This is a genomic window from Streptomyces sp. NPDC042346 (genome assembly GCF_055581845.1).
The window spans coordinates 113,640-139,613 of record NZ_JBVJEH010000008.1 but is presented as its reverse complement, the minus strand read 5'-3'; the positions used below and the strand labels follow the sequence as shown (position 1 = coordinate 139,613).

Genomic DNA, 25,974 nt, shown 5'->3' with positions numbered 1-25,974 from the left:
GCACCTGGAGAAGGTGCCGGGGCCGTTCGCGTACGCCCTGAGGGGGTGAACTCCGGTGTTACGCCGGGACGCTCGCCACGCCCTGCGCCAGGAAACGCTTGCCGTTGACGCGCTCGGAGACGCCCTCACGGTCCAGGTACGGCGTGATGCCGCCCAGGTGGAAGGGCCAGCCCGCGCCCGTGATCAGGCAGAGGTCGATGTCCTGCGCCTCGGCGACGACACCCTCCTCCAGCATCAGGCCGATCTCCTGCGCCACCGCGTCCAGGACGCGGTCGCGGACCTGCTCCTCCGTCAGGACGGAGTCGCCCTGGACGAGGAGGGCGGCGACCTCGGGGTCGAGCTCCGGCTTGAAGCCGTTCTCGGGCTTGTAGACGTAGAAGCCGCGCTTGCCGGCCTCGACGACGGCCTTCAGGTTGGGGGAGACGGTGAAGCGCTCGGGGAAGGCGCGGTTCAGGGTCTCGGAGACGTGCAGACCGATCGCCGGGCCGACGAGCTCCAGGAGGACCAGCGGCGACATCGGCAGGCCGAGCGGCTCGATGGCCTTCTCGGCCGTCTCGACCGACGTGCCCTCGTCGATGACGTTCTGGATCTCGCCCATGAAGCGGGTGAGGATGCGGTTCACGACGAACGCCGGGGCGTCCTTCGTCAGGACCGCGGTCTTCTTCAGCTTCTTCGCGACACCGAACGCGGTGGCCAGGGAGGCCTCGTCCGTCTGCTCGCCGCGGACGATCTCCAGGAGCGGGAGGATCGCGACCGGGTTGAAGAAGTGGAAGCCGACCACGCGCTCCGGGTGCTGGAGCTTCGACGCCATCTCGGAGACCGACAGCGAGGAGGTGTTGGTGGCGAGGATCGCGTGCGCCGGGGCGACCGCCTCGACCTCCGCGAACACCTTCTGCTTGACGGACATCTCCTCGAACACGGCCTCGATGATGAAGTCCGCGTCGGCGAAGCCCTCGGCCTTGTCCAGGACACCGGAGACCAGGCCCTTGAGACGGTTGGCCTTGTCCTGGTTGATCCGGCCCTTGCCGAGCAGCTTCTCGATCTCGGCGTGGACGTAGCCCACGCCCTTGTCGACGCGCTCCTGGTCGATGTCGGTCAGGACGACCGGCACCTCGAGGCGGCGCAGGAAGAGCAGGGCCAGCTGGGAGGCCATCAGACCGGCGCCGACGACACCGACCTTGGTGACCGGGCGGGCCAGCGACTTGTCCGGGGCACCGGCGGGACGCTTGCCGCGCTTCTGCACCAGGTTGAAGGCGTAGATGCCGGAGCGCAGCTCGCCGCCCATGATCAGGTCCGCGAGGGCCTGGTCCTCGGCGTCGAAGCCCTTCTGCAGGTCCCCGTCCTTGGCGGCCTCGATGATGTCGAGGGCGCGGTAGGCGGCCGGGGCGGCGCCGTGCACCTTGGAGTCGGCGATGGCACGGCCCTTGGCGACGGCCTGGTCCCAGCCCTCGCCGCGGTCGATCTCGGGGCGCTCGACGGTGACGGAGCCGTTCAGGACGGAGGCCGTCCAGATCAGCGACTGCTCCAGGAAGTCCGCGCCCTCGAACAGCGCGTCGGCGATGCCGAGCTCGAAGACCTGCTTGCCCTTGAGCTGACGGTTCTGGTTCAGCGAGTTCTCGATGACGACCGAGACGGCCTTCTCGGCGCCGATCAGGTTCGGCAGGATCGCGCAGCCGCCCCAGCCGGGCACCAGGCCGAGGAAGACCTCGGGCAGCGAGAACGCCGGCAGGGCCTTCGACACGGTGCGGTAGGTGCAGTGCAGACCGACCTCGACGCCGCCGCCCATGGCCGCGCCGTTGTAGTACGCGAAGGTCGGCACGGCGAGCGCGGACAGACGCTTGAAGACGTCGTGGCCGCCCTTGCCGATGGCGAGGGCCTCGTCGTGCTTCTTCAGCAGCTCGACGCCCTTGAGGTCGGCGCCGACGGCGAAGATGAACGGCTTGCCGGTGATGCCGGCGCCGGTGATCTCACCGTTGGCGGCCTCCGCCTCGACCTGGTCGATCGCCGCGTTCAGGTTGGCGAGCGACTGCGGGCCGAAGGTGGTCGGCTTGGTGTGGTCGAAGCCGTTGTCCAGCGTGATCAGCGCGAACCGACCGGCACCGGCGGGCAGTTCGAAGTGCCGTACGTGGGCGCTCGTGACGACCTCGTCGGGGAAGAGCGCGGCGGCGCCCTTCAGAAGCTCGGCGGTGGTGCTCACTTGCCCTCCCAGTGGGGGTTTTCCCAGATGACCGTCGCGCCCATGCCGAAGCCGACGCACATGGTGTTGAGGCCGTAGCGGACCTGCGGGTTCTCCTCGAACTGGCGGGCCAGCTGCGTCATCAGACGGACGCCGGAGGAGGCGAGCGGGTGGCCGTACGCGATGGCGCCGCCGTACTGGTTGACGCGGGCGTCGTCGTCGGCGATGCCGTAGTGCTCCAGGAACGCGAGGACCTGGACCGCGAAGGCCTCGTTGACCTCGAAGAGGTCGATGTCCTCGATCGACAGACCGGCCTTGGCGAGGGCCTTCTCGGTCGCCGGGATCGGGCCGTAGCCCATGACCTCGGGCTCGACGCCGGCGAAGGCGTACGAGACGAGGCGCATCTTGACCGGGAGGTCGTGCTCGCGGGCGAAGTCCTCGGAGGCGATGATCGAGGCGGTGGCGCCGTCGTTGAGACCGGCCGCGTTGCCCGCGGTGACGTTGCCGTGGACGCGGAACGGCGTCTTCAGGTTGGCCAGCGACTCCAGGGTGGTGCCCGGGCGCATCGGCTCGTCGGCGGTGACCAGGCCCCAGCCGGTCTCGCCGGTGGAGGCGTCGGTACGGCGCACCGAGATCGGCACCAGGTCCTGCTGGATCTTGCCGTCGGCGTACGCCTTGGCGGCCTTCTCCTGCGAGCGCACGGCGTACTCGTCGGCGCGCTGCTTGGTGATGCTCGGGTAGCGGTCGTGCAGGTTCTCGGCGGTCATGCCCATGAAGAGGGCGGACTCGTCGACCAGCTTCTCGCTCACGAACCGCGGGTTCGGGTCGACGCCCTCGCCCATGGGGTGGCGGCCCATGTGCTCGACACCACCGGCGATGACGGCGTCGTACGCGCCGAAGGCGATCGAACCGGCGACCGAGGTGACGGCGGTCAGCGCGCCGGCGCACATGCGGTCGATCGAGTAGCCCGGCACCGACTGCGGCAGCCCGGCGAGGATGCCCGCCGTACGGCCGAGGGTCAGGCCCTGGTCACCGATCTGCGTGGTCGCGGCGATGGCGACCTCGTCGATCTTCGCGGGGTCGAGGCCGGGGTTGCGGCGCAGCAGCTCCCGGATGGCCTTGACGACGAGGTCGTCGGCGCGGGTCTCGTGGTAGATGCCCTTCGGGCCCGCCTTGCCGAACGGGGTGCGGACGCCGTCGACGAAGACGACATCCCTGACGCTACGAGGCACGTTGGCTCTCCTCCAGGGTGCGGGATGGCACTGCTGCGGCGACACGCCTAAGCGTGCGCTTGCTTCCCCCATGCTACTTGTGAGTAACCGGGCTGCCCAGTCCTTGGGGGGCAAGCGGTGAAGGTCACACCCCGAGGATCCCACCGGGACGCTCGCGCGCCCCCCGCGTACGCCCGTCCGATCGAACGGTCCTGCAACCCGATGGGCCCAGGGCGGCGGCCGCGTCGCGCCGCGGACACCCGCCGGCGGGCGGAGGCTGCACAGCGCCGGGGCACCGTGCCCCGGCGCTGTGCACGGAAAGGACTCCCATGGCGATCGTCACCATCGACCACGCCGTCCCCCACACGTCCACCGTCCCCGCGAACGCGGGCGACGCGGTCGAGCTCTTCGTGAGGGAACGGCGCGACACGTCCGTCGGGACGCGTACGCCGGTCCTCATGCTCCACGGCCGGAGCGTTCCGGTGCTCGCGGGCTTCGACCTCCAGCACCAGTCGTACAGCTGGGCCGAGGCGCTGGCGAAGGCCGGCTACGACGTCTTCATGATGGACCTCCAGGGGTCCGGACGCTCCCCGCGCCCCAAGATGGACGACCCCCACAACGTCAACCCGGCCCAGCAGCCCCTGCTGACGCCGCGGCCGCCGGGATTCGTTCCGGGCCCGCCGAGCTACCCGTTCCAGCTGACCAACTCGAACAGCGACCGGGACGAGCTGAACGCCGTCGTGGACTTCATCCGCGCCGAGTGCGGCGTGGAGAAGGTCGCCTTCGTCGGCTGGTCCGCCGCCGCGTTCACCATGGGCCCGTACGCGGTCAAGAACCCCACGAAGGTGTCGAGCCTGTTCCTGCTGGCGCCGATCTTCCCGCCCCTCGGCACGTCGAACGCACCGGCCGCGCTTCCGCTCCAGGGCTTCCCGACCTTCATCGGCGGGAAGACGGGGTTCGACCAGGGCTGGAAGGCCGAGGCGCCCTGCGAGGGGCAGCGCGCGCCCGGCATCGTCGACGTGGCCTGGGACGCGATCATGGCCAATGACCCGATCGGCAGCACGTGGGGACCCCCGACGGGGTTCAACCGGATCAGGAACTTCGTCAGGTGGGGGTGGAACAACACCACTGCGGCCCAGGGCGGAGTGCTCGGCGGCAGCGTCCCCGTACTGATGGTGTACGGGGAGTACGACAAGCAGGTGAACACGTCACCGCCCAACACGAACCCGGAACTCAACTTCTCCGTCCCCGCGCTCTACGACGCCGTCGCGGGTTCGCACAAGCTGATGGTCAAGCTGGCCTGCGCGGGCCATTCCGTGGTCTGGGAGATGCAGCACAAGAACGTGCACAACCTCTCGAAGCACTGGCTCAAGCACCTCAAGGTCGACGGCAAGACCCACGGCGTCTTCGACATGGACACCAACGGGGACCTCAGCCCGGTCCCGTAGGCGCCGCGCGGGATCCCGTACGACGGTGGAGCCCCCGGCCGCACGCGGCCGGGGGCTCCACCGAAGCGGGGTCACGCCGTCGCCGACAGCGCCTCCAGCAGGAGCGGGGTCACCAGTCCGACCTGCCACGGGCGGGCGCCGTGGCCCGTCAGGGCGGCGGCCACCGTTTCCGGGGTTGCCGGGGTCGGCGGCTCCCAGCAGACGCGGCGGACCGTGTCCGGGGTGATCAGGTTCTCCTGGGGGAGGTTCAGCTCCTCCGCGAGGGCCGTGACCGCCGTGCGGGCCGCCGAGAGGCGGGCCGCCGCGACCGGGTCCTTGTCCGCCCAGGCGCGCGGCGGGGGCGGGCCGGCGACCTGCTGGCCCGGCTGGGGGAGCTCGCTCTCCGGCAGGGCCCTGGCCCGGTCCACCGCGGCCTGCCACTGCTCCAGCTGACGGCGGCCCATGCGGTTGCCGAAGCCGGGCAGCGCCGTCAGCGCGGCCACGTTCACCGGCACCGCGAGCGCCGCCTCGACGATCGCGGCGTCGCTCAGCACCTTGCCGGGGGAGACGTCCCGCCGCTGGGCGACCTTGTCACGGGCCGTCCACAGCTCCCGGACGACCGCCATCTGACGGCGGCGGCGCACCTTGTGCATGCCGGAGGTGCGGCGCCACGGGTCCTTGCGGGGCGGGGCGGGCGGGGCGGAGGCGATCGCGTCGAACTCCTGGTGCGCCCACTCCAGCTTCCCCTGCCGGTCCAGCTCCTTCTCCAGCGCGTCGCGCAGGTCGACGAGGAGCTCGACGTCGAGCGCCGCGTACCGCAGCCAGGGCTCGGGCAGCGGGCGGGTGGACCAGTCGACGGCCGAGTGGCCCTTCTCCAGGGCGTAGCCGAGGACGGACTCGACCATCGCGCCGAGGCCGACGCGCGGGAAGCCCGCGAGCCGCCCCGCCAGCTCGGTGTCGAAGAGCGAGGTGGGGAGCATGCCTATGTCGCGCAGGCACGGAAGGTCCTGGGTCGCGGCGTGCAGGATCCATTCGGTCCCGGCGAGCGCCTCGCCGAGCCCCGAGAGGTCGGGGCAGCCCACGGGGTCGATGAGCGCGGTGCCCGCGCCCTCCCGGCGGAGCTGCACGAGGTAGGCGCGCTGTCCGTAGCGGTAGCCGGAGGCGCGCTCGGCGTCGACGGCCACGGGGCCGCTGCCGGCGGCGAACGCGGCGATCACCTCGGCGAGGGCGTCCTCGGTCTCGACCACCGGCGGAATCCCCTCGCGGGGCTCCAGCAACGGGATCGGAAGCCCATTCGCAGGGACATCGTCGTCCGGGGGGCCGCCCCCGGTGGTGCGCAGTGCTGTGTCTGCTGCGGTCTCTTGGGCGTCGGTCACCTGTCAAGGGTATCGGTGAACGGCAAGCGCCTGTCGACGGAACGTTCCGTCGACAGGCGCGGGCTTCTCGCGGGCCTTTCGTCAGTGGATGATGCCCGTCCGCAGGGCCACCGCGACCATGCCGGCGCGGTCGCCGGTGCCCAGCTTGCGGGCGATGCGGGCGAGGTGGCTCTTGACGGTGAGGGCGGAGAGGCCCATGGAGACGCCGATCGCCTTGTTCGACTGGCCCTCCGCGACGAGCCGGAGCACCTCGACCTCACGGCCGGAGAGCTCGCGGTAGCCGCCCGGGTGGCTCGGGGCACCCGGGGGGCGGCGGTGGCCCAGACGCGCGGCGGCGGAACCGATGGGTGCGGCTCCGGGTCGGGTCGGGTGACCGATGTTGGTACGCGTACCGGTGACGACATAGCCCTTCACGCCGCCCGCCAGGGCGTTGCGCACGGCGCCGATGTCATCGGCGGCCGAGAGGGCGAGGCCGTTGGGCCAGCCCGCGGCGCGGGTCTCGGACAGCAGGGTCAGGCCGCTGCCGTCGGGCAGGTGGACGTCGGCCACGCAGATGTCGCGCGGGTTGCCGACGCGGGGACGTGCCTCCGCGATGGACGAAGCCTCGATCACGTCGCGTACTCCGAGGGCCCACAGGTGGCGGGTCACGGTGGAGCGGACGCGCGGGTCGGCCACGACGACCATGGCCGTCGGCTTGTTCGGGCGGTAGGCGACCAGGCTTGCGGGCTGCTCGAGGAGAACGGACACCAGGCCTCCTGGGGGGAAGGATGCGGGACGGAGCCGGCTCGGGGATGAAGCCGGGGGGCGAACCCGTGCTGCTGAAGGGGTCACTGACTCCTTCGGCAGCTGGGCCCCCCTCCTTTAGGGAAAGATCACGATTTGGTGAGTAACAATTAGGGCAATTCGGACGCGTGATCGATCATCCTACGAGCGGACCCCCAAGTGGACCCCTCAGCGGGGCACTCGGGGGTCCACTCGGCGGGCCCCCGAACGGACCCCCTCCCGTCCCGCCGGAGAGGGTCCTTCCGGGGCCTCACGCCTGCTGTGGGCCCCGTCGCTGGGGCAGTGAGACGACCCCCGCGCCCGTCACCGTTCCCGTCGGCCCCGCCCCCGGTTCGGCCGGTGCGGGGGGCAGCCCCGCGATCTGGCACAGCAGATCGCACCAGGCCGCCAGGTGCGCCCCCGTGTCCGGCACACCGCCGAGCCCCTCGCGCGGCGTCCAGGAGGCCCGGATCTCGATCTGGGTCGCCGGCCTCCGGTCCGCGAGCCCGCCGAAATAGTGGGAGCCCGCCATCGTGACCGTCCCGCTCGCCTCCCCGTACGCGAGCCCGCGTGCCTCCATGGCCCCGGTAAGCCAGGACCAGCACACCTCGGGGAGCAGCGGGTCCGCCGCCATCTCCGGTTCCAGCTCCGCCCTGACGAGCGTCACCAGCCGGAACGTCCCCTTCCATGCCTCGTGGCCGTCCGGGTCGTGCAGCAGCACGAGCCGTCCGTCCGCCAGGTCGTCCTCGCCGTCGACGACGGCCGCCTCCACCGCGTACGCGTACGGGGCCAGGCGCTGCGGGGGCCTGGTCGGGTCGATCTCGATCTCGGACCGCAGTCGCGCCGATCGCAGCGCCTCCACCGCCCGCCGGAAGGCGGGTGGTACCGGATTCGTCTCCGTACTGTCCGCTGTGTCGTCCGTCCCTCTTTTGCCGTCGGAATGATCGGAAAAATGTCCCTGAGCCGCAGCCATGCGGGGAAGAGTAGGCGGAACGGGGCCTCTGTGCGGGGAGGGACACCCGGCCCGGACGAGCGGCTTCCCGCCACATGCGAAGATTCTGGGCGTGAGTGCCAACGACAGCCCGCAGGGCCAGCAGACGAAGCAGCAGTCGCGGACGCACGACTCCGCGTTCCTCAAGGCGTGCCGGCGCGAGCCCGTGCCGCACACCCCCGTCTGGTTCATGCGGCAGGCCGGGCGCTCCCTCCCCGAGTACCTGAAGGTCCGCGAGGGCATTCCCATGCTCGAGTCCTGCATGCGGCCCGAGCTGGTCACCGAGATCACGCTCCAGCCGGTGCGGCGCCACAAGGTCGACGCGGCCATCTACTTCAGCGACATCGTCGTCCCGCTCAAGGCCATCGGCCTCGACCTCGACATCAAGCCCGGCGTCGGCCCGGTCGTCGCCGACCCGATCCGCACCCGCGCCGACCTGGCCCGGCTGCGCGACCTCACGCCCGAGGACGTCCACTACGTCACCGAGGCCATCGGGATGCTCACGGCCGAGCTGGGCGACACCCCGCTCATCGGCTTCGCCGGCGCGCCTTTCACCCTCGCGAGCTACCTCGTCGAGGGCGGCCCGTCGCGCAGCCACGAGCGCACCAAGGCGATGATGTACGGCGACCCGCAGCTCTGGGCCGACCTGCTCGACCGCCTCGCCGAGATCACCTCGGCCTTCCTCAAGGTCCAGATCGAGGCCGGCGCCTCCGCCGTGCAGCTCTTCGACTCCTGGGTCGGCGCCCTGGCCCCGGCCGACTACCGCCGCTCGGTGATGCCGGCCTCCGTGAAGGTCTTCGACGCGGTCGCCGACTACGGCGTCCCGCGCATCCACTTCGGCGTCGGTACGGGCGAGCTGCTCGGCCTCATGGGCGAGGCGGGCGCGGACGTCGTCGGCGTCGACTGGCGCGTCCCGCTCGACGAGGCCGCCCGCCGCGTCGGCCCCGGCAAGGCGCTCCAGGGCAACCTGGACCCCGCCGTGCTCTTCGCCTCGCGCGAGGTCGTGGAGACGAAGGCGGACGAGGTCCTCGCCGCCGCGAAGGACCTGGAAGGCCACGTCTTCAACCTGGGCCACGGCGTCATGCCGTCGATGGACCCGGACTCCCTGACGCGTCTCGTCGACTACGTGCACACGCGGACGGCCGTCTGACCCACGGGCACGCGATGCGACGACGGCCGCCGGGGTCACCCGGCGGCCGTCGCCTTTTCCGTGTCCGTGTCCGTGTTTCTGTCCCTCAGCCCGCCGCCCGGACGGCCGCCGTCGCCTTCCGGGCCGCGATCAGGACCGGGTCCCACACCGGTGAGAACGGCGGCGCGTACCCCAGGTCCAGGGCCGTCATCGCCTCCACGGTCATCCCCGCCGTCAGCGCCACCGCCGCGATGTCGACGCGCTTGGCCGCGCCCTCCCGCCCCACGATCTGCACCCCGAGCAGCCGGCCCGTACGCCGCTCCGCCAGCATCTTCACCGTCATCGGCGCGGCCCCCGGGTAGTAGCCCGCACGGCTCGTCGACTCCACCGTCACTGTCACGAACCGCAGCCCCACCTCCCGGGCGTCCCGCTCCCGCAGGCCCGTCCGCGCGATCTCCAGGTCGCACACCTTCGACACCGCCGTGCCCACCACACCCGGGAACGTCGCGTAGTCGCCGCCGACGTTCGCCCCGATGACCTGGCCGTGCTTGTTCGCGTGCGTCCCCAGCGGCACGTACCGCTCCCGGCCCGAGACCAGGTCCAGGACCTCCACGCAGTCGCCGCCCGCCCAGATGTCCTCATGGCCGCGCACCCGCATCGCGAGGTCGGTGAGCAGCCCGCCGTGCGCGCCCAGCGGCAGGCCCGCCGCCCGGGCGAGCGAGGTCTCGGGCACCACGCCCGTCCCCAGGACCACCACGTCCGCCGGATACTCGGCGTCGGCCGTCGTCACCGCCCGTACCCGCCCGTCGGCACCGGTCAGGATCTTCGTCACCTCCGCCGAGACGACCGTCGTGATCCCCAGCCCGTCCATCGCCCGGTGCACCAGCCGGCCCATGTCCGGGTCGAGCGTCGCCATCGGCTGCTCGCCCCGGGTCAGGACCGTCACCTCGTACCCCCGGGCGAGGAGCGCCTCCGCCATCTCCACTCCGATGTAGCCGGCGCCGACCACGACGGCCCGCCGTCCCGGCGTGCGCTCCAGCGAGTCGAGCAGCGCCTGGCCGTCGTCGAGGGTCTGCACGCCGTGCACCCCGGCCGCGTCGATCCCCGGCAGCGGCGGACGCAGCGGCCGGGCCCCGGTCGCGATCACCAGCTTGTCGAAGCCCGTCCACGCCTCCGTCCCCGCGTCCAGGTCCCGGGAGAGGACCCGCCGCCCCGGCACGTCGATCGCGGTCACCTCGGTCCGCATCCGCAGGTCGATGTCCCGGGCCCGGTGCTCCTCCGGGGAACGGGCGATCAGCTCGCCCCGCGCGGCGACGTCCCCGCCGACCCAGTACGGGATGCCACAGGCCGAGTACGAGGAGAAGTGACCGCGCTCGAAGGCGACGATCTCCAGCTCCCCGGCGGACCTGAGCCTGCGCGCCTGCGACGCGGCGGACATGCCCGCCGCGTCGCCACCGATGACCACCAGTCGTTCGCTCATTCCCCTATTTTGAGGCTCGGTTCGCCTCCGGGGCGCTACAGCCGGGCTCACAGCCCCGACCGTGCTCGGGGCTGTTCCCCCGGCCGCGCCCCTTCGGCTCACTCGCCGGCCCCGGGGGTGTCGGGACGCTCGGCGGGCGTGGCCACGCCGGCGGCGTTCTGGGCCGGCAGCGGGCGGGGCTCCGGCGCGGCTTCCGGGCGTGCCGCGAGGCGTGCCGCGCGGCGCGGGCGGATCAGGTGGCGCCAGAGGAGGAAGGCGATCAGGGCGAGCGCCAGCCACGGGGCCAGGGCAGCCAGGACGAGGCCGATCCAGGCGAGCGCGCCCACCAGGGCGTTCCACCCGCCGCTCAGCGCGTCCCCGAAGCCGGGACGGCCCTCGTCCTCCTCCTTGTCGGCGCCCGGCCTCTCCTTCTCGGTGAGTTCGAGGGTGATCGTCGCCATCGTCGTCCGGTCCTTCAGCGAGGACTGCTGGGCGAGCAGCGACTCCAGGTCCGCCTGGCGGCGGCTCAGCTCGCCCTCCAGGGTCACCACGTCGGCCAGCTTCTCCGCCCGCTGCATCAGCGCCCGCACCCGCGCGACGCTCGCCCGCTGGGTGGCGATCCGGCTGTCCACGTCCACGACCTGCTCGGTGACGTCCTTGGCGTCCGCCGTGCGGGCGAGGAGCTTGCCGGTGCCCGCCAGCTCGGTGAGGACCGCGTCGTACTGCTCCTGCGGCACCCGCAGCACGACCCGCGAGGTGACGTACGTGTCGTCGAGCCGCTCCGTCGACTCGTTCTCCACCCGCCCGCCGGCGCCCGTCGCCACCCGGCGGGCCGTGACCAGGGCCTTCGCCGCGTCCTCGACCTCCACGGCGAGCGAGGCGGTACGGATGACGTGCTGCGGCTGCGCCGCCTTGCCCGGTGCCGCGGACTGCTTCTCGCTGCCCGAGTCGGCGTCGGCCGCGCCCGCCGCCTTCCCGCCCTGCGCCGCCCTCACGTCGCTCTTGCTGTCGCCGGCCGTCGTACCGCCCGCGCCGCAGCCGGTCAGGACGAGCGAGGCCGTCAGCAGCGCGGCGGCCGCCGTCGTCCGGGCCCGGGACACCGTTCGTGTTCTGTGCATGGTTTCCCCCCAGGGAATGGTGGTGAGTCGTGCCCCTTGGACGTGGGCGGCGGCCGCACGGGTTTCCGTCCGGCGGTAGCGATGCGGTCACGGTCCGGCCTCGGAAAGGGAGCGCGCGGGCGATTTGAGAGAGTGGTCCCATGAACGCGGACACCACGGGACACCACGTCGTCGTCGCCGGAGGCGGAATCGCCGGACTCGCGGCCGCCCACCGGCTCGCCACCGCCGGCCACCGGGTGACCCTCCTCGAAGAGGGCGCCCGCCTCGGCGGCAAGCTCCTCGCCGGCGAGATCGCGGGCGCGCCCGTGGACCTCGGCGCCGAGTCGCTCCTCGCCCGCCGCCCCGAGGCCGTCGCCCTCGCCCGGGCCGTCGGCCTCGGCGACCGGCTCCAGCCGCCCGCCACGACCACCGCGTCCGTCTGGTCCCGGGGCGAGCTCACCCCCATGCCCAAGGGCCATGTGATGGGCGTCCCCGGCGACGGCCGCGCGGTCGACGGGCTCCTCTCCGAGGAAGGGGTCCGCCGCATCGGCCTCGACCGCGAACTGCCCCCGACCGAGATCGGCGACGACATCGCCATCGGCGCGTACGTCGCCGAGCGCATGGGCCACGAGGTCGTCGACCGGCTCGTCGAACCCCTCCTCGGCGGGGTCTACGCCGGTGACGCCTACCGCATCTCGATGAAGGCCGCCGTCCCCGCCCTCTTCGAGGCCGCCCGCCGCCACCCCACGCTCACCGCCGCCGTCCACGCCGTCCAGCAGGCCGGAGCCGCCGCCGCCGCTGCCGACGCGGCGGGCGCCGGCACCGGACTCGGCGGCTCCGTCTTCCTCGGCGTCGAGGGCGGTGTCGGCACCCTGCCCGGCGCCGTCGCCGACGCGATCCGCGCCGCCGGCGGCGAGATCCTCACCCGCACCCCCGTCACCGCCCTGCGCCGCACCGGACCGGCCGGCTGGGAGGTCGTCGCCGGAGACCGGGTCCTGGCCGCCGACGCCGTGGTCCTCGCCACCCCCGCCGGGCCCGCCGCCGCGCTCCTCGCCGACCACGCGCCCGCCGCCTCCGCCGAGCTCGCGGAGATCGCGTACGCCTCCATGGCCCTGATCACGCTCGCCTTCCGCCGCACGGACCTGCCCGCCCCGGCCGGCACGGATCTCCCCGCCCTGCCGGGCACGGATCTCCCCGCTCTGCCGGGCTCCGGGTTCCTCGTTCCACCCGTCGACGGCCACACCATCAAGGCCTCCACCTTCTCCAGCCAGAAGTGGCGCTGGGTCGCCGACGGCGCCCCCGACCTCTTCGTCCTGCGCACCTCCGTCGGCCGCCACGGCGAGGAGGAGCAGGTCCACCGGGAGGACACCGACCTCGTCGCCGCCTCCCTCAAGGACCTCGCCGCCGCCACCGGGCTCACCGCGCGCCCCGTCGCCACCACGGTCACCCGCTGGACCGGCGGCCTGCCCCAGTACCCCGTCGGCCATCTCGCCCGGGTCGCCCGCGTCCGCGAGGCCGTCGCCGCCCTGCCCGGACTGCGGGTCGCGGGCGCCGCGTACGACGGCGTCGGCATCCCCGCGTGCATCGCCTCGGCCCACCGCGCGGCCGACGAGATCGCGGCCGGGTTCGGGGACGAGATCATCGCCACGTCGAAAAGGACCGACCCCGGTGCGGGGCACTCCTCGTGACGGGCGAGAATAGGCGTATGAGTGCGCCCGAAAAGATCCCGAACGCCGGTAAGAAGGCGAAGGACCTCAACGAGGTCATCCGCTACACCCTGTGGTCCGTGTTCAAGCTGCGCGACGTTCTGCCCGAGGACCGCGCCGGCTACGCCGACGAGGTCCAGGAGCTGTTCGACCAGCTCGCCGCCAAGGACATCACCGTCCGCGGCACGTACGACCTCTCCGGTCTGCGCGCCGACGCCGACGTCATGATCTGGTGGCACGCCGAGACGAGCGACGAGCTCCAGGCGGCGTACAATCTCTTCCGCCGCACCAAGCTGGGCCGCGCCCTGGAGCCGGTGTGGTCCAACATGGCGCTGCACCGCCCCGCCGAGTTCAACAAGTCGCACATCCCGGCCTTCCTGGCCGACGAGAACGCGCGCGACTACGTCTCGGTCTACCCCTTCGTGCGCTCCTACGACTGGTACCTGCTGCCGGACGAGGACCGTCGCCGCATGCTCGCCGACCACGGCAAGATGGCCCGCGGCTACCCCGACGTCCGCGCCAACACGGTCGCCTCCTTCTCGCTCGGCGACTACGAGTGGCTCCTCGCCTTCGAGGCCGACGAGCTGCACCGCATCGTCGACCTCATGCGCCACCTGCGTGCCTCCGAGGCCCGGATGCACGTCCGCGAAGAGGTCCCGTTCTACACCGGCCGGCGCAAGAGCGTCGCCGACCTGGTGGCGGGCCTGGCCTGACACGGCCGTACGAACCTGGTGGCGGCCCTGCTCCCGGCCGGGCGCGCCACCCCTTGACCCGGAAGATCAGACGGCGGGCGTCTTCGTTGCCCTCCCGTCCAGCGACACCGGGTCCGGCTCCGGGTGCGGCGCGCATGACGCGCGCCGCACCGGCGTCATTTCCGGGGTCCTGTCGAAGTCCGGAACCGCCCCCGTGAGCAGATAGCGCTCCAGATAGCCGTTCACGCAGGCGTTCGGCCCGCCCGCGACACCGTGCGTGCCCACGTCCCGCTCGGTCACCAGGGCCGCGCCCGACAGCCTCCGCTGAAGTTCGACCGCCCCCGCGTACGGGGTCGCCGCGTCCCGCTCCGCCGCCAGGATCAGCACCGGCGGCAGCACCCCCGGACCCGTCCGCACGTCCAGCGGGCGCTGCCGGGGCGCCTTCCAGTAGGCGCAGGGCAGGTTCGTCCAGGCGTTGTCCCAGGTCTCGAACGGGGCCCGTGCCGCCAGCCGCGTGTTGTCCCGGTCCCAGACGGCGAACTCCTCCGGCCAGGGCGCGTCGTTGCACTCCACCGCCGTGTACACCGCACGCCCGTTGCCCGCGTCGGGCCCCGGATTCTCCGGGGGCGCGGCCTGGGCGATCAGCGGCGCCGGATCGCCCTGCAGATAGGCGGCGAGGGCGCCCGCCCGCAGCGGCCAGAACCGGTCGTCGTAGCCGGTGTCCAGCATCGCCGCGTGCAGCTGGCCGGGACCGACCCGGCCGCCCGCCGGGCGCTCCGCGAGCTCGGCGCGCACCCGCTCGTACCGGCCGCTCACCTCCCGCGCGGTGCCACCGAGCCCGTACACCGCGTCGTGCTTCGCCACCCAGGTGCGGAAGTCCGCCCACCGCCGCTCGAACGCCTCGGACTGGGCGAGGTTGTTCCGGTACCAGATCCGGTCAGGCCTCGGGTCCACCGGCGCGTCGAGGACCATCCGCCGCACCCGGTGCGGGAAGAGGGTCGCGTACAGGCCGCCGATGTACGTGCCGTACGAGCTGCCCAGGTACGTGAGGCGCGGCTCGCCGAGCGCCGCCCGCACGACCTCCAGGTCCCGGGCGTTGTTGAGCGAGTGGTAGTGGCGCAGGGCCGGGCCCGTCCGGCGCGCGCAGCCCTCCGCGTACGTCTTCGCGCGCGCGATCCGCTCCCGCTTGTACACCTCGGACGGCCGGCTCGGCGCCGGGGTCGGGCCCGTCGCCCGGTCCGCCGGGTCCTGGCAGGAGACCGGCGCCGAGCGGCCCACCCCGCGCGGGGCGTAGCCCACGAGGTCGTACGCGGCGGAGATCCGCCGCCACGCCGGGAGCTCGGCGGCCAGCGGGAAGTACGTCGAGGAGGCGCCCGGGCCCCCGGGGTTGAAGAGGAGCGCGCCCTGCCGGCCGGCGGCGGGCCCCGAGGCCCGGACGCGGCTGACGGTCAGCGGGACGCGGGGACCGTCCGGGTCCGCGTAGTCGAGCGGTACGCGGACGGTGCCGCACGCGACGGACGGCGGCAGTCTCTCGGCTGCCGGGCAGGAGCCGAAGGCGATCCCCTCGGCGGCGGCCCGGCGGGCGGCGAGCACGGTGCCGCGCGCCTCGGACGGGGGAGCGTCGTGCGCGGGGGCCAGGGGCAGGGCGGTGAACAGGAGGGCGCTGAGGGCTCCGTACAGCGCGGGAGAGGGCATCGGTGCTTCCCTTCGTGACCGCGTGCGCGTGGGGCGCGCGCGGGGACGAAGAGATCGTTGGCGCGGGGCGGGGCGAAGTAAAGGAACTACGGGAGGCGTACGGGAGCGTGTTCCCGGAGTGCCGCGCGGAGCTCGGGCTCCAGGACGGCGGGGCCGCGCGTCGCGAGCGCGGTGAGCGGGTCGGCCCGGGAGAGGCCGGAGAGCAGCCGCTGCCCGGCGGGGGACGCCCAGCGGGTGTACGGGTACACCTCGATCCGGCCGATCAGCAGGCAGAGCCCGGAGGCGAGCAGCGGCAGCGTGAACCCGGCGACGACCGGGGTCCGTTCGTCGCCGGGCACGAGGAGCGCCGCCGCCCCGAGCGCGAGGGTGAGCAGGAGCGCGGCCCGCACCGCCCGCACCCCGGCCGCGACCTCGCGGCGGCCCGCGTCGGACACGGCGAGCCCCCGGTCGACGAGCCGCTGCGCGAGCGCCCGCACCGCGTCGGCGGCGGCCACCGCCGGACGGACCGCGGGGATGGGGGACTGGCCGCCGGGCCCGATGGCACCGAGTACGGCGCTCTCCCACTCGTCCCCTGAGCCGCCGTCGGCGTCCACGACCGTCGCCCAGCCGGTGTGGGCGAGCAGCAGCCGCCGCTCCCGGTGCATGGCGACGAGGGTGAGATCGGTGACCCGGAGGGGACCGCCGGCGAGGTAGGCGGCTTCGAGGACGGTGAGCTCGTCGTCGCTTCCGGCGTACGGCCCGGCAGCCGCGGGCCGGGCCGCCACGAGGGTGGCCCGGCAGAGCCGTGCGCAGGCGACACCGGCGACGACGCATGCCACGAGGAGAAGCGGAACCCAGACCATGTCCGAGTTCTACGACAGGTCGCGGGCGCCCGCCACTCGAACGGGTGATCAGCTGCTGGAGCTGGAGCACGAACTCCCGCTGGAACTGGAGCTGGAGCAGGAACTGCCGCTGGAACTCGAACAGGAACTGCCGCCCCCGCCACCGCAGCCGGACCCGCCGCCCGAGCATGAACCGGAGGAACATGAACCGGAGGAACAGGAACCGGACGAGCACGAGCCGGACGAGCACGAGCCGGAGCTTCCGCCCGAGGAGGAGCCGCCCCCGCCGCAGAAGCTGTTCTCCGCGCACCACGCGGTGGCCACACCGGCGGCGGCGTAGTCGGCGGAGAGGTGGTGCGAGGGCGCGGGACGCCTTCCGCGCCCGCGTCCCCTTCGGGGCGCGTACACCCGGGCGGCGGCGAGGAGTTGCTCCCGCAGCACGGGGTCGGGCAGGCCCCGCAGCCCGTACAGGGCCACGAGGTGACCGGCGTCGGCGAGGTGGCCGTGGGCCCGTCCGTACGCCGCGAGGGCGGCCTGCCCGGCGGAGGTGAGCCGCTTCCCGGAGATCGCCCCGCACGCGATGGCCGTGACCCCGGCGGCGAACAGGAGGGGCAGCACCTTCACGACGAACGGCACCGACATCTCCGGTGCGGTGGCCAGGTCGAGGATGGTGAGGACGACCGAGACGGGGAAGAGGAAGAAGGCCGTGAGGCCGAGTGCGAGGCACCAGGCGAGGGTGGTGCTCCGCCTCGCCGGTTCCTCGATGAGCCCGCGCCCCGCGAGCCCGTCACCGAGCTCCTGGACCGCCGGGTGCCGCATCACGGCGAGCCGCAGGTGGTGCAGGGCCCCGTGCGGGGCGGCGGCGTGCACCTGGAGCACGGCGCGCTCCACCGGGTCGTGCGCGACGGGCCGGACGACCGCGACGATGCCGGGACCGCCGATCGTGATCCGGCCGTCGGAGTGGAGGGCGGCGATGGCGGCGTCGACGACCCGGGCCGGGCCGCCGTTGAGGAAGGCCGCCTCGTACCGGTCGTGGATCGGCCCGCCGGAGCGGCCGCGCGAGCGGACGACGCGGGTGATGAGCAGGGCGACGCCGGCGGCGCCGGCGACGTAGAAGACGACGACCAGGGCGTTCACGCGGTCACCTCCGGACGAGGGCGTGGCGGGCGGCCCGGGCGAGCCGGACGGCGCGGCCGGGCGGGCGGCTGCCGGAACGGTCCTGCCACCACTCGGTGAGCCGCCGTCGGGCGGCCGGGTCCTCGGGGCGGTCGGCGAGCAGCAGGTGCTCGGCGAAGTCGAGGGCGTCACGGCGGTAGCCGCCGGTCATGGGGCGGGTCCTGGCGTACGCGAGGAACGCGGGCCGGAAGCCCTTGCCGAGGATCTCCGGAAGCTCGGGGGCGACCTTCGCGACGACCCCGGCCCGCTTGGCCGCGAGCGCCCGGCTCTGCACCCCGAGGCGCCGGCTGTCGAACCCTTCGGGCGCGGGGGTCCCGGCGACGAGCGCGGACAGCAGCGCGGCCTGAGCGAGCGCGACGCGCTGGCGGGCGCCGTCGGAGGGCTCGGGAACGGGAACGTCGTCGGCGGCGGCCCTGGGCCGGGGCAGGCCCGGCGCCACGGAGTCCATGTCCACGTCCACGTCCATGTCGCTGTCGCTGTCGCTGTCGCTGTCGACATCGACGGCCAGGGCGCTCGGCATCGGCCCGCCCGAGACGCGGGCGCCCGCGCCGATGAGCAGCGGCTGCGCCGGGGCGACGGATCCGGCGACCGGCGTTCCCGCGTTTCGGGCGCGTGCCACCGTCTCCCGGATCACCGTCAGCTCCGCGGCCAGCTCCTCCGCCGGCGGGAAGTCGTCGTCCCGCTCCAGGAGCACGCCGGGCGGAGAGACCCGCGAGGCGAGGTCCGCCAGGACGTCGAGGACGGGGCGCGGCACCGGGTGGGCGTGCGTGTCGTGCCAGACGCCGTCGCGCTCGACGCCGCCCGCCACGTGGACGTACGCGATGGCCTCCACCGGCAGCTCGGACAGGGCCTTCGCCGGGTCCTCGCCGCGGTTGACGTGGTTGGTGTGCAGGTTGGCGACGTCGATGAGGAGCCGTACCCCCGTACGCTCCACCAGCTCCGCCAGGAACTGCCCCTCCGTCAGCTCCTCCCCGGGCCAGGCGATGAGGGCCGCGATGTTCTCCAGGGCGAGCGGCACGGGCAGCGCGTCCTGCGCGATGCGGACGTTCTCGCAGAGCACGTCGAGCGCGTCCCGGGTGCGGGGCACGGGCAGCAGGTGGCCCGCTTCCAGGAGCGGCGACGCGGTGAGCGGCCCCCCGGCCCGTACGAACGCGATGTGCTCCGTGACCAGCGGCGCCCCCAGCGCCACCGCCTTCTCGCCGAGCGCCGCGAGCCGCGCCGGGTCCGGCCGGTCCGCGCCGCCGAGCCCGAGCGACACCCCGTGCGGGACGACCGTCACGCCGCGCTCCCGCAGCCGGGTCAGCGAGTCGGGCAGGTGGTCGGCGCAGATGTTCTCCGCGACCACCTCGACCCAGTCGACGCCGGTCAGCGCCTCCACCGCCTCCGCGATCTCGGGACGCCAGCCGATGCCGATGCCGAGTGCCGTCATGTCCTCCATGTCCCCCATGTCCCCCTCCTTCGGTCCTCAGTCATCCACGTGATGGCCCCGGCGGAGACGTTCGAACCCAGGGAGGGGGACGTTCAGAGCTACATTTGAGGTTCCGGCGTCCGGTGGAGGGCCCCGCCCAGGTCGAGGCGGTCGAGCAGCCCGGCGGCGGTGAACGCGGCGATCACGTCGTCGCGGCTCTCGGTGAAGTGCGCCCAGCTGTCGCAGTGGACGGGGACCACGCGGCGGGCGCCGAGGATCGTGGCGGCCTCGGCGGCCTGCGCGCTGTCGAGGACGATCGTGGCGCCGCCGAAGAGCTGGGGGAAGCGGGGTGCTCCGGCGAACAGGACGGCGGTGTCCACCGGGCCGAACCGTGCGGCGATCTCCTGGACCAGGCCGAGCGAGGCGTTGTCGCCGCTGACGTAGAAGGTGGGCAGGTCCTGCCCGGTCAGGACGAAGCCGACGACCTGGCCGGTGAACGGCTCGACCTCTTCGCGGGTGCCGGGGCCGTGCAGGGCGGGCACGGCGGTGACGGTGACGGTGCCGCCGCCGGGGCGGTCCAGCTCGACCGACTCCCAGTCGGCCAGTCCCTTGGTCCCCGCGCCCAGGCGCTGTCCGCCGCCGGTGGTGGTGAGGGTCAGCGGGACGTCCGCGAGGAGGGCGCGGCCGGACGCGTCGAGGTTGTCGGGGTGTTCGTCGTGGGAGAGCAGGACCACGTCGATCGGGCCGATCTCGGCCGGCGTGGTGGCGGAGGGCGCCGTCTTGCTCAGCAGGCCGCCGGGTACGGGGTACTCGCGGGGTGCGTCGAACGTGGGGTCGGTCAGGAAGCGCAGGCCGCCGTACTCGAAGAGTGCGGTCGGGCCTCCGAGGACGCGGACGGGGATCTGCTCGTGCTCAGCGGGCGTGCCGGTGTCAGTCATCAGAACCTCACGAATAAGTGGCGATCTATCCGTGAGGACCATAGCCCATGACTCACGGATGAAAGCAAGCCGTACCATGAGAACCATGAGTGAGACCTCGACCGCCGCATCCATGCCGCCGCCCGCGCCGGGGGCGGAGGAGTACATCGCCCTCGCCTTCGTCAACAGCGTCGTCACGCTGCCCGGCGGGCACTCCATGGACTTCCTCGGCACCCCCGAGGCCACGAACCGGTGGCTCACCGAGCACGGCCTCGCGCCGGCCGACGCCGGAGTGCAGGAGATGTGCGCGGCGCAGCTGCGCTCCCTGCGCGAACACGTCAGGTCCTTGCTGGCCGCCCGGGTCGCGGGCGTGCCCGCCCTGCCCATGGCGCTCTCCGCCGTCAACGACGCGATCGGCAAGGCCCCCACGGCCGCCCTGCTGTACTGGGACGAGCGCAACGGCCCCTACCGCGCGGCGCCCTGCCCCACCGACCAGATCCTCGGCCGCGCCCTCGCGGCGCTCGCGGCCAACGCGGCCGACCTCGTCACCGGCCCCGAGGCCGACCGACTCACCAGCTGCGGCTCCACCCCCTGCAACCGTTACCTGCTCCGCCACGGCCGCCGCCACTGGTGCTCCACCCGCTGCGGCGACCGCGCCCGCGCCGCCCGCGCCTACGCCCGCCGCACCCGTCCGCCGGAGGCGGACTGACGGGAGCGGCTCAGCAGCGTCGTCCCGTCGTGCCCCTCGGGCTCACCTGGCGCCCTGGACCGTGTGGTAGCCCGTGGTCAGCGTCCACGCGAAGAGCGTCCCCGGCCGCTCCCGCAGCGCGCGGAGGGTGACATCCGCAGGGTCGGACGCGCAGGTGCCGAGCACCGCTTCACGCCGCCCTGGGCGCGGTTCCGCGACCTTCGCCCGCACGTTGTCGCCGGGCGCGTCCCAGGACAGCTGCTCCCCGCCCTTGAGGCTTCCGACGGACGGCGGGTAGGTGTGCGGCGACGCGTGGACCTCGGTCTCGTAGTAGCGCAGGACGGCCCGTATCGAATCCTCGGACCAGACCGCGGGAGTCGTCATGGAGCGCAGGTCCCCGACGATGTCGGGTACGGGACGGTCCACGACGAAGTACAGGTGCAGTCGCAGCGTGCAGGACATGGCGGGCTGCTTCGGCGCGTTCCGGTCGAAGAGGTTCCTGGCGCCGCCCCGGGTGCACGAGTCCACCAGAGTGGTGCGCAGGGCCGGGCCCCACGGCCCGGACCTGCCGATCTCCTCGGCGCGCGCCCGCAGTTCGTGCTCGGCGCGCTGCCGCTTCCGTCGGACCTCGTCCGACGTGGCGATCTTCCTGAGCTTCCACCTGGCGGGGCCGCGGGCGAGGGCACTGGCTCCCGCCAGGAGGAAGAGGAGCAGCAGGGACGCGGACCGGTCGGCCCGCCGGCCCAAGGGTGAGGTCATGGCCTCGGTCTTCTACGGGCGGCGCAGTCGGAGGTGGGGAGCGAAGAGGGGGCTGCCCTCGGAGACGACCGTCTTTCCGGGGGCGATCTCCGTGAAACCGGCGTCGCGTACGACCGGAAGGCCGCTGTCGCCCGCCGCGAGCGCGGCCCAGTGTTCGGGTGTCGCGGTGCGCACCGCGAGCGGGAAGCCGGCCGCCTGCCAGGCCTTCCGGTCCGCGTCGTCCATCGCCCACCACAGCAGCTGCGCGCCGTGGCCGGCCTGCGCCATCGTCTTGCCCGCCGACATGTCGACCCCGGGGTTGATCCAGAGCACCACGGCCCCGTCCGGTACGGGACCGGGCGCCGCCGGGTCGTCGAGTTCGGTGCCCGACACCTGGAGCTTGGCCAGCTCCTTGGGCCAGCCGTCGAGCGGCACCGGCGGGAAGACCCGTACCTCCGCCTCCGCGCCGGCCACGGTGATCCCCGGGAGCGCTCCGGCCTTCCGCCACTCCGCGCCGCGCGCCCGGCGCACGACCTTGCGGATCCGGGCGTCCTCCCAGTCCGTCATGGCCTGCGCCCACTCGCCCTCGCCGAGGGAACGGTCGTCGGTGAGGATCTCCAGGACGGCCCGCGCGGCGGTCTCCAGGGCGTCGGTACGGGACGGGGGCGCGTCGCGCTCGATCCGTACGACCAGGGGGAGGACGAACTGGGGCTTCTCATCGCGGAGGTCGGTCTCGTGGCTGCTCACCCGGCAAGTCTGCCACTGCCGATGCGTGCGAACTGCGGGGGATTCTTGTGGGAATCAGGGCTTCCGGGCCAGGATGCCCTGCATGAAGAGTGATCTTTTCGCCGGCGAACATCTCGCCGAGGCGGCCGGCTTCCCGGGCATGACCCTGCAGAACGCGAAGTCGGTCAAGTACACCGTCAACGGCGAGATGCACGCCCGTCAGGGCTCGATGATCGCCTTCCGCGGCGATCTCCACTTCGAGCGCAAGGGCCAGGGCATCGGCGGCCTGCTCAAGCGCGCCGTCACCGGCGAGGGCCTGGCGCTGATGGCCGTCCGCGGCCAGGGCGAGGCCTGGTTCGCGCACGAGGCGCAGAACTGCTTCATCATCGAGATCGAGCAGGGCGACGCCTTCTCGGTCAACGGCCGCAACGTCCTCTGCTTCGACTCGACCCTCCACTACGAGATCAAGACGGTGAAGGGCGCCGGCGTGACCGGCGGCGGCATCTTCAACTCCGTCTTCTCCGGCTACGGGAAGGTGGCGCTGATCTGCGAGGGCAACCCCATCGTCATCCCCGTCTCCCCGCAGGCCCCCGTGTTCGTCGACACCGACGCCGTCGTCGGCTGGAGCGAGCAGCTCCGCACCTCGCTGCACCGCTCGCAGTCCCTCGGTTCGATGATCCGCGGCGGCTCGGGCGAGGCGGTGCAGCTCAAGCTGGAGGGGCAGGGCTTCGTCGTCGTCCGGCCCAGCGAGCTCACCCCGCAGAAGAACTCGTCGAGTTGAGGCTGGAGGGGGTCGGGCGGCGGTACGGCCCGCGCGGGCCGTGGGTCCTGCGCGGGGCCGTCCTCGACCTGCCCGCCCCCGCCCTCGTCCGGGTCGTCGGCACCAACGGCACCGGGAAGTCGACGCTGCTCCGTCTTGTCGCCGGGATCGACGCCCCGAGCGAGGGCCGGATCACCGGCCGCCCGCCCCGCACCGCGTACGTCCCCGAACGCTTCCCGGTGGCCCTGCCCTTCACGGCCGGCGACTACCTGGTCCACCTGGGCCGCGTCCAAGGCCTCGGCCGGGCGACGGCCCGGGCCCGGGCGGGGGAGTGGCTGGAGCGCTTCGGGGCCGCCGAGCACGCCCGTACGGAACTGGCGGAACTCTCCAAGGGCACCAGCCAGAAGGTCGCCGTCGCCCAGGCCCTCCTCGCGGACCCGGAGCTCCTCGTCCTCGACGAGGCCTGGACCGGCCTCGACACCACCGCCCGCACCGCACTGGACCGCGCCGTCCGGGAACGGGTCGCGGCGGGCGGCACGGCCGTCTTCGTCGACCACGACCCGCGCCGCCTCGCGGGGGAGGCGGACGCGGTGTACGCCGTGGAGGCCGGCGCGGTACGGGCCGTCGCGGCAGCGGCGCGGGAAGCGCCGCCTGAGCCCCGGGTCCGGATCACCGCCTCCGGCGGCAAGCCGCTCCCGGACGGCCTCCCGGGCGCCCCCGCCACCGAGTCGCCGCACTCCGACGAGCCCGACGACCCCACCGACCGCACCGGCACGCTCGTCCTGACCGTCGGCGCGGCACACTCCGACGCCCTCCTCGCGGCGCTCCTCGCCGCCTCCTGGCACATCCACCGACTCGACTCCGAAGGCGTACGGGTATGACGGCGCTCCTGCGCTACCAGTCGGGTCTGCTCCTCCGCTCGCAGCGCTGGCTCGCACCGCTCCTCCTCTACGCGGCCTTCCTCGCCGTCGGCGTCCGCGCGGGCGAGCCCGTGCTCGGCGCGCTCGGTTTTTCGGCGGCGGCCCTGGTCCCGGTGACGGCCTGGTGCGTACGGATCTGCCTCACCCAGGAACCGCCCGCCGCCCGGAACGTCGTCGCCGCGGCCGCCGGCCGGGGCCGCGCCCACCTCGCGGCGCTGCTCACCGGGACCGCCCTGCCGGGGCTCCTCGGCGTGCTCGCCGTCCTCGGTGTCACCGCGATCGGCGACCTGCGCGGGGTCGGCCCGCTCGCCGCCGCGGGCGCGGGGCTCCTCGCGACGGCGGCCTGTGTGCTGACGGGCGCCTCCGTGGGCGCCCTCACCGCCCGCCCGTTCGTCAAGGCCGCCGGCTGGTCGGTCGCGGCGCTCGTCACCGGCTCGCTCCTCGCCCTCGTGACCACGGGCTCCCCGGCGAAGCACGCGCTGACCGCCCTGGTCACCGGCTCCCGCACGACGACCGCACAGCTGCCCTGGCTCGCGTGCGCCGGAGCCGTGCTCCTCGCGGCGGCGACGGCGGCCCTCGCCTGCCGGGCCACGGCACGCCTGGAGTGAGCGGGCGCGGAGTGAGCGGGCTCGAAGGGAGCAACTCCGGAGTGAGCAACCCCCGAGTGAGCAACCCCGGAGTGAGTAACCCCCGAGTGAGCAACCCCCGAGTGAGTACGCTCGACCACATGACCGAGTCCACGTCCTACTGCGACGGCACCTCCGAGCCCGTCGGCCCGAAGCCCGAACCGGCGGCCGAGGGCCCCTTCGCCTCCTGCGTCCTGTGCCAGGAGCCGACCGAGTACCCCGAGTCGGTCAAGGGGATCACGCTCTGCCCGGTGTGTGAATGGCAGGAAGCCCAGCGCAACGCCTGCTCGGGCTAGGCGGCGTCGTGCGGCTCAGCGGCCGCCCATCAGCTCCGAGACCTTCACGAAGCGGTAGCCGCGCGCCCGGAGTTCCGGGACGATCCGGCGGATCGCCTGCTCGGTGACGGGCGCGGCGCTGCGCGTGCAGTGCATGACGACGAGCGAGCCGGGCTTCACCCCGTCGAGCACCTGCTCGGCGACGGCGTCCGCGTCCTTGGCGAAGGCGTCGCCGCTGACCACGTCCCACTGGACCGCCGTCACCCCGGCGGGGCCGAGCGCGCGCAGGGCGGCGTCGTCGTAGCAGCCGCCGGGGAAGCGGAAGTACGGGACGACGTTGACCGCTCCGGCGTCCCGGAAGGCGTCGAAGGCCCGCTGCACGTCCGCGGTCATGTCGGGGCCCGCGACGGTCGGAAGTCCGTAGCAGGGGGACGCGAAGGCGTAGTGGCTGTAGGAGTGGTTGGCGATCTCGAAGAGCGGGTCGCCGCCGATGGACTTGGCCTGGTCCGGGTACTCCTCCGCCCAGCGGCCCGTCATGAAGACGGTGGCGTCGACCTTGAGCCGGCGCAGGGTCGCGACGAGCTGCGGGTTGTCGAAGTGCTCGCCGCGCGCGGCCCGGGGGCCCTGGTCGGCGGTCATGTCGGCGTCGAAGGTGAGCGCGACGACCTTCTCGGCGCTGTTCGGCGCCCCCGCGGTCCGGCGGGAGTACACCGGGGTGAGTCCGCCGGGCCCCGGGGCCAGGGTGGGGGCCGCGGTGCGTACGCCGCCGCGTCCGGCCGCCGGCTTGGGCCCGGCCGCCGCGTCGGCCGGAGCCGAGGGGCTGTGGGGGGCGGCCGGCGCCGTCGACCCCGTCGGCCCTGTCGGCTCCTTCGCCGCGGGGGTCGGGTCGCCGCCCCCGCCGCAGCCGACGAGAGCGGCGCCCAGGAGGGCGGACGCCGCCATCTTTCGTACAGAAATGTTCACGATCGGAAGTTAACTGATCAAAGTGACTAACGCTCGCGACTCGACAGCAGCAGCACCCGAGTCCACGCGCTGAGCTGACGCACCATCGCCTGGGCGTGTGCGGCCCGGTCCCGGCGGAAGGGGAGGACGAGCAGCGCGGGGACGAAGGCAAGGGTGACGAGCAGCAGGGGCAGCGTCGCGACGAGGACGATGAGGGCGCGCTGCGCCCGGCGGAGAGTGCGCATGGGGTTCCTTC

Annotated in this window: 25 protein-coding genes; 9 read left to right on the top strand and 16 right to left on the bottom strand. The window is 73.5% G+C overall.

All coding sequences use genetic code 11. The annotated features are described in order from the left end of the window. Positions 1 to 58: 58 nt before the first annotated feature. Positions 59 to 2,197 (bottom strand): 3-hydroxyacyl-CoA dehydrogenase NAD-binding domain-containing protein, encoded by a 2,139-nt coding sequence (locus ACZ6K0_RS28785; RefSeq protein ID WP_376400875.1) that lies wholly within the window; start codon positions 2,195 to 2,197, stop codon positions 59 to 61. Next, a complete protein-coding gene (locus ACZ6K0_RS28780; RefSeq protein ID WP_024755102.1) occupies positions 2,194 to 3,408 on the bottom strand; it encodes a thiolase family protein in 1,215 nt (404 codons plus the stop codon). Before ACZ6K0_RS28780 ends, ACZ6K0_RS28785 begins: the two co-directional genes overlap by 4 nt. Before the next feature lie 308 nt (positions 3,409 to 3,716). On the opposite strand from ACZ6K0_RS28780, the gene ACZ6K0_RS28775 reads away from it, so the two are divergent. After that, entirely contained in the window at positions 3,717 to 4,835 is a 1,119-nt protein-coding gene (locus tag ACZ6K0_RS28775) for an alpha/beta fold hydrolase (protein WP_469232899.1), read from the top strand. Between the two features lie 71 nt (positions 4,836 to 4,906). On the opposite strand, the gene ACZ6K0_RS28770 is transcribed toward ACZ6K0_RS28775, so the two are convergent. The 3 genes from ACZ6K0_RS28770 to ACZ6K0_RS28760 all read right to left on the bottom strand — a co-directional run bounded on the left by ACZ6K0_RS28770 (position 4,907) and on the right by ACZ6K0_RS28760 (position 7,925). Further along, positions 4,907 to 6,190 (bottom strand): ribonuclease D, encoded by a 1,284-nt coding sequence (locus ACZ6K0_RS28770; protein ID WP_469232901.1) that lies wholly within the window; start codon positions 6,188 to 6,190, stop codon positions 4,907 to 4,909. A gap of 81 nt (positions 6,191 to 6,271) precedes the next feature. Next, on the bottom strand, positions 6,272 to 6,937 hold the full coding sequence (locus ACZ6K0_RS28765; RefSeq protein ID WP_017242457.1) for a response regulator transcription factor: 666 nt from the start codon (positions 6,935 to 6,937) through the stop codon (positions 6,272 to 6,274). Positions 6,938 to 7,223: 286 nt separating this feature from the next. Continuing rightward, the gene (locus tag ACZ6K0_RS28760; RefSeq protein WP_376400865.1) at positions 7,224 to 7,925 is read right to left on the bottom strand and encodes a DUF3000 domain-containing protein; all 702 of its coding nucleotides are present in this window, start codon (positions 7,923 to 7,925) and stop codon (positions 7,224 to 7,226) included. A gap of 91 nt (positions 7,926 to 8,016) precedes the next feature. Here ACZ6K0_RS28760 and hemE point away from each other — a divergent pair, with 91 nt between their 5' ends. Further along, positions 8,017 to 9,093 (top strand): uroporphyrinogen decarboxylase, encoded by a 1,077-nt coding sequence (gene hemE, locus ACZ6K0_RS28755; protein ID WP_376400863.1) that lies wholly within the window; start codon positions 8,017 to 8,019, stop codon positions 9,091 to 9,093. A gap of 85 nt (positions 9,094 to 9,178) precedes the next feature. On the opposite strand, the gene ACZ6K0_RS28750 is transcribed toward hemE, so the two are convergent. Together ACZ6K0_RS28750 and ACZ6K0_RS28745 are read right to left on the bottom strand one after the other, a co-directional pair. After that, positions 9,179 to 10,552, bottom strand: coding sequence for an FAD-dependent oxidoreductase (locus ACZ6K0_RS28750; RefSeq protein WP_469232904.1), 1,374 nt, complete (start codon positions 10,550 to 10,552; stop codon positions 9,179 to 9,181). A gap of 98 nt (positions 10,553 to 10,650) precedes the next feature. Further along, complete coding sequence (locus ACZ6K0_RS28745; protein WP_469232906.1) at positions 10,651 to 11,649, bottom strand: DUF4349 domain-containing protein; 999 nt, start codon at positions 11,647 to 11,649, stop codon at positions 10,651 to 10,653. 140 nt (positions 11,650 to 11,789) lie between these two features. On the opposite strand from ACZ6K0_RS28745, the gene hemG reads away from it, so the two are divergent. Further along, positions 11,790 to 13,316, top strand: coding sequence for a protoporphyrinogen oxidase (hemG, locus tag ACZ6K0_RS28740; protein WP_469232908.1), 1,527 nt, complete (start codon positions 11,790 to 11,792; stop codon positions 13,314 to 13,316). 17 nt (positions 13,317 to 13,333) lie between these two features. Continuing rightward, a complete protein-coding gene (gene hemQ / locus ACZ6K0_RS28735) occupies positions 13,334 to 14,047 on the top strand; it encodes a hydrogen peroxide-dependent heme synthase (RefSeq protein WP_376400850.1) in 714 nt (237 codons plus the stop codon). A 66-nt stretch (positions 14,048 to 14,113) separates the two neighbouring features. Here the strand turns inward: hemQ and ACZ6K0_RS28730 are convergent, their stop codons facing one another. From ACZ6K0_RS28730 to ACZ6K0_RS28710, 5 genes are all read right to left on the bottom strand, one after another. Further along, positions 14,114 to 15,721 carry an alpha/beta hydrolase gene (locus ACZ6K0_RS28730; RefSeq protein WP_469232910.1) on the bottom strand — a complete coding sequence of 536 codons (1,608 nt, stop codon included), beginning with the start codon at positions 15,719 to 15,721 and terminating at the stop codon, positions 14,114 to 14,116. Positions 15,722 to 15,807: 86 nt separating this feature from the next. After that, positions 15,808 to 16,563 carry a TIGR04222 domain-containing membrane protein gene (locus ACZ6K0_RS28725; RefSeq protein WP_469232912.1) on the bottom strand — a complete coding sequence of 252 codons (756 nt, stop codon included), beginning with the start codon at positions 16,561 to 16,563 and terminating at the stop codon, positions 15,808 to 15,810. A gap of 48 nt (positions 16,564 to 16,611) precedes the next feature. Next, the gene (locus ACZ6K0_RS28720; protein ID WP_469232914.1) at positions 16,612 to 17,679 is read right to left on the bottom strand and encodes a TIGR04222 domain-containing membrane protein; all 1,068 of its coding nucleotides are present in this window, start codon (positions 17,677 to 17,679) and stop codon (positions 16,612 to 16,614) included. 4 nt (positions 17,680 to 17,683) lie between these two features. Then, complete coding sequence (locus tag ACZ6K0_RS28715) at positions 17,684 to 19,156, bottom strand: MbnB/TglH/ChrH family RiPP precursor modification enzyme (RefSeq protein WP_469233033.1); 1,473 nt, start codon at positions 19,154 to 19,156, stop codon at positions 17,684 to 17,686. 89 nt (positions 19,157 to 19,245) lie between these two features. Beyond that, a complete protein-coding gene (locus tag ACZ6K0_RS28710; protein ID WP_469232916.1) occupies positions 19,246 to 20,064 on the bottom strand; it encodes an MBL fold metallo-hydrolase in 819 nt (272 codons plus the stop codon). A gap of 85 nt (positions 20,065 to 20,149) precedes the next feature. On the opposite strand from ACZ6K0_RS28710, the gene ACZ6K0_RS28705 reads away from it, so the two are divergent. After that, on the top strand, positions 20,150 to 20,752 hold the full coding sequence (locus ACZ6K0_RS28705; RefSeq protein WP_376400835.1) for a CGNR zinc finger domain-containing protein: 603 nt from the start codon (positions 20,150 to 20,152) through the stop codon (positions 20,750 to 20,752). Positions 20,753 to 20,794: 42 nt separating this feature from the next. Here the strand turns inward: ACZ6K0_RS28705 and ACZ6K0_RS28700 are convergent, their stop codons facing one another. Both ACZ6K0_RS28700 and ACZ6K0_RS28695 read right to left on the bottom strand, forming a co-directional pair. After that, positions 20,795 to 21,490 (bottom strand): hypothetical protein, encoded by a 696-nt coding sequence (locus ACZ6K0_RS28700; protein ID WP_469232918.1) that lies wholly within the window; start codon positions 21,488 to 21,490, stop codon positions 20,795 to 20,797. Between the two features lie 12 nt (positions 21,491 to 21,502). Then, entirely contained in the window at positions 21,503 to 22,216 is a 714-nt protein-coding gene (locus tag ACZ6K0_RS28695) for a peptidyl-tRNA hydrolase (protein ID WP_376400829.1), read from the bottom strand. Positions 22,217 to 22,298: 82 nt separating this feature from the next. Between ACZ6K0_RS28695 and ACZ6K0_RS28690 the strand changes: the two genes are divergently transcribed. From ACZ6K0_RS28690 to ACZ6K0_RS28675, 4 genes are all read left to right on the top strand, one after another. Beyond that, entirely contained in the window at positions 22,299 to 22,976 is a 678-nt protein-coding gene (locus ACZ6K0_RS28690; RefSeq protein ID WP_376400826.1) for an AIM24 family protein, read from the top strand. Continuing rightward, positions 22,973 to 23,836, top strand: a complete 864-nt coding sequence (locus tag ACZ6K0_RS28685) for an ATP-binding cassette domain-containing protein (protein WP_469232920.1) — start codon at positions 22,973 to 22,975, stop codon at positions 23,834 to 23,836. Before ACZ6K0_RS28690 ends, ACZ6K0_RS28685 begins: the two co-directional genes overlap by 4 nt. Continuing rightward, on the top strand, positions 23,833 to 24,483 hold the full coding sequence (locus ACZ6K0_RS28680; protein WP_376400820.1) for an ABC transporter: 651 nt from the start codon (positions 23,833 to 23,835) through the stop codon (positions 24,481 to 24,483). The genes ACZ6K0_RS28685 and ACZ6K0_RS28680 overlap by 4 nt, the downstream gene beginning before the upstream one ends. A 119-nt stretch (positions 24,484 to 24,602) precedes the next feature. Further along, positions 24,603 to 24,797, top strand: a complete 195-nt coding sequence (locus tag ACZ6K0_RS28675) for a hypothetical protein (protein ID WP_376400817.1) — start codon at positions 24,603 to 24,605, stop codon at positions 24,795 to 24,797. A 15-nt stretch (positions 24,798 to 24,812) separates the two neighbouring features. On the opposite strand, the gene ACZ6K0_RS28670 is transcribed toward ACZ6K0_RS28675, so the two are convergent. Together ACZ6K0_RS28670 and ACZ6K0_RS28665 are read right to left on the bottom strand one after the other, a co-directional pair. Continuing rightward, positions 24,813 to 25,718, bottom strand: a complete 906-nt coding sequence (locus tag ACZ6K0_RS28670; RefSeq protein ID WP_376401452.1) for a polysaccharide deacetylase family protein — start codon at positions 25,716 to 25,718, stop codon at positions 24,813 to 24,815. A 47-nt stretch (positions 25,719 to 25,765) separates the two neighbouring features. Next, positions 25,766 to 25,963: a hypothetical protein gene (locus tag ACZ6K0_RS28665; RefSeq protein WP_376400814.1), complete on the bottom strand. Its 198-nt coding sequence runs from the start codon at positions 25,961 to 25,963 to the stop codon at positions 25,766 to 25,768. Positions 25,964 to 25,974: the final 11 nt, after the last annotated feature.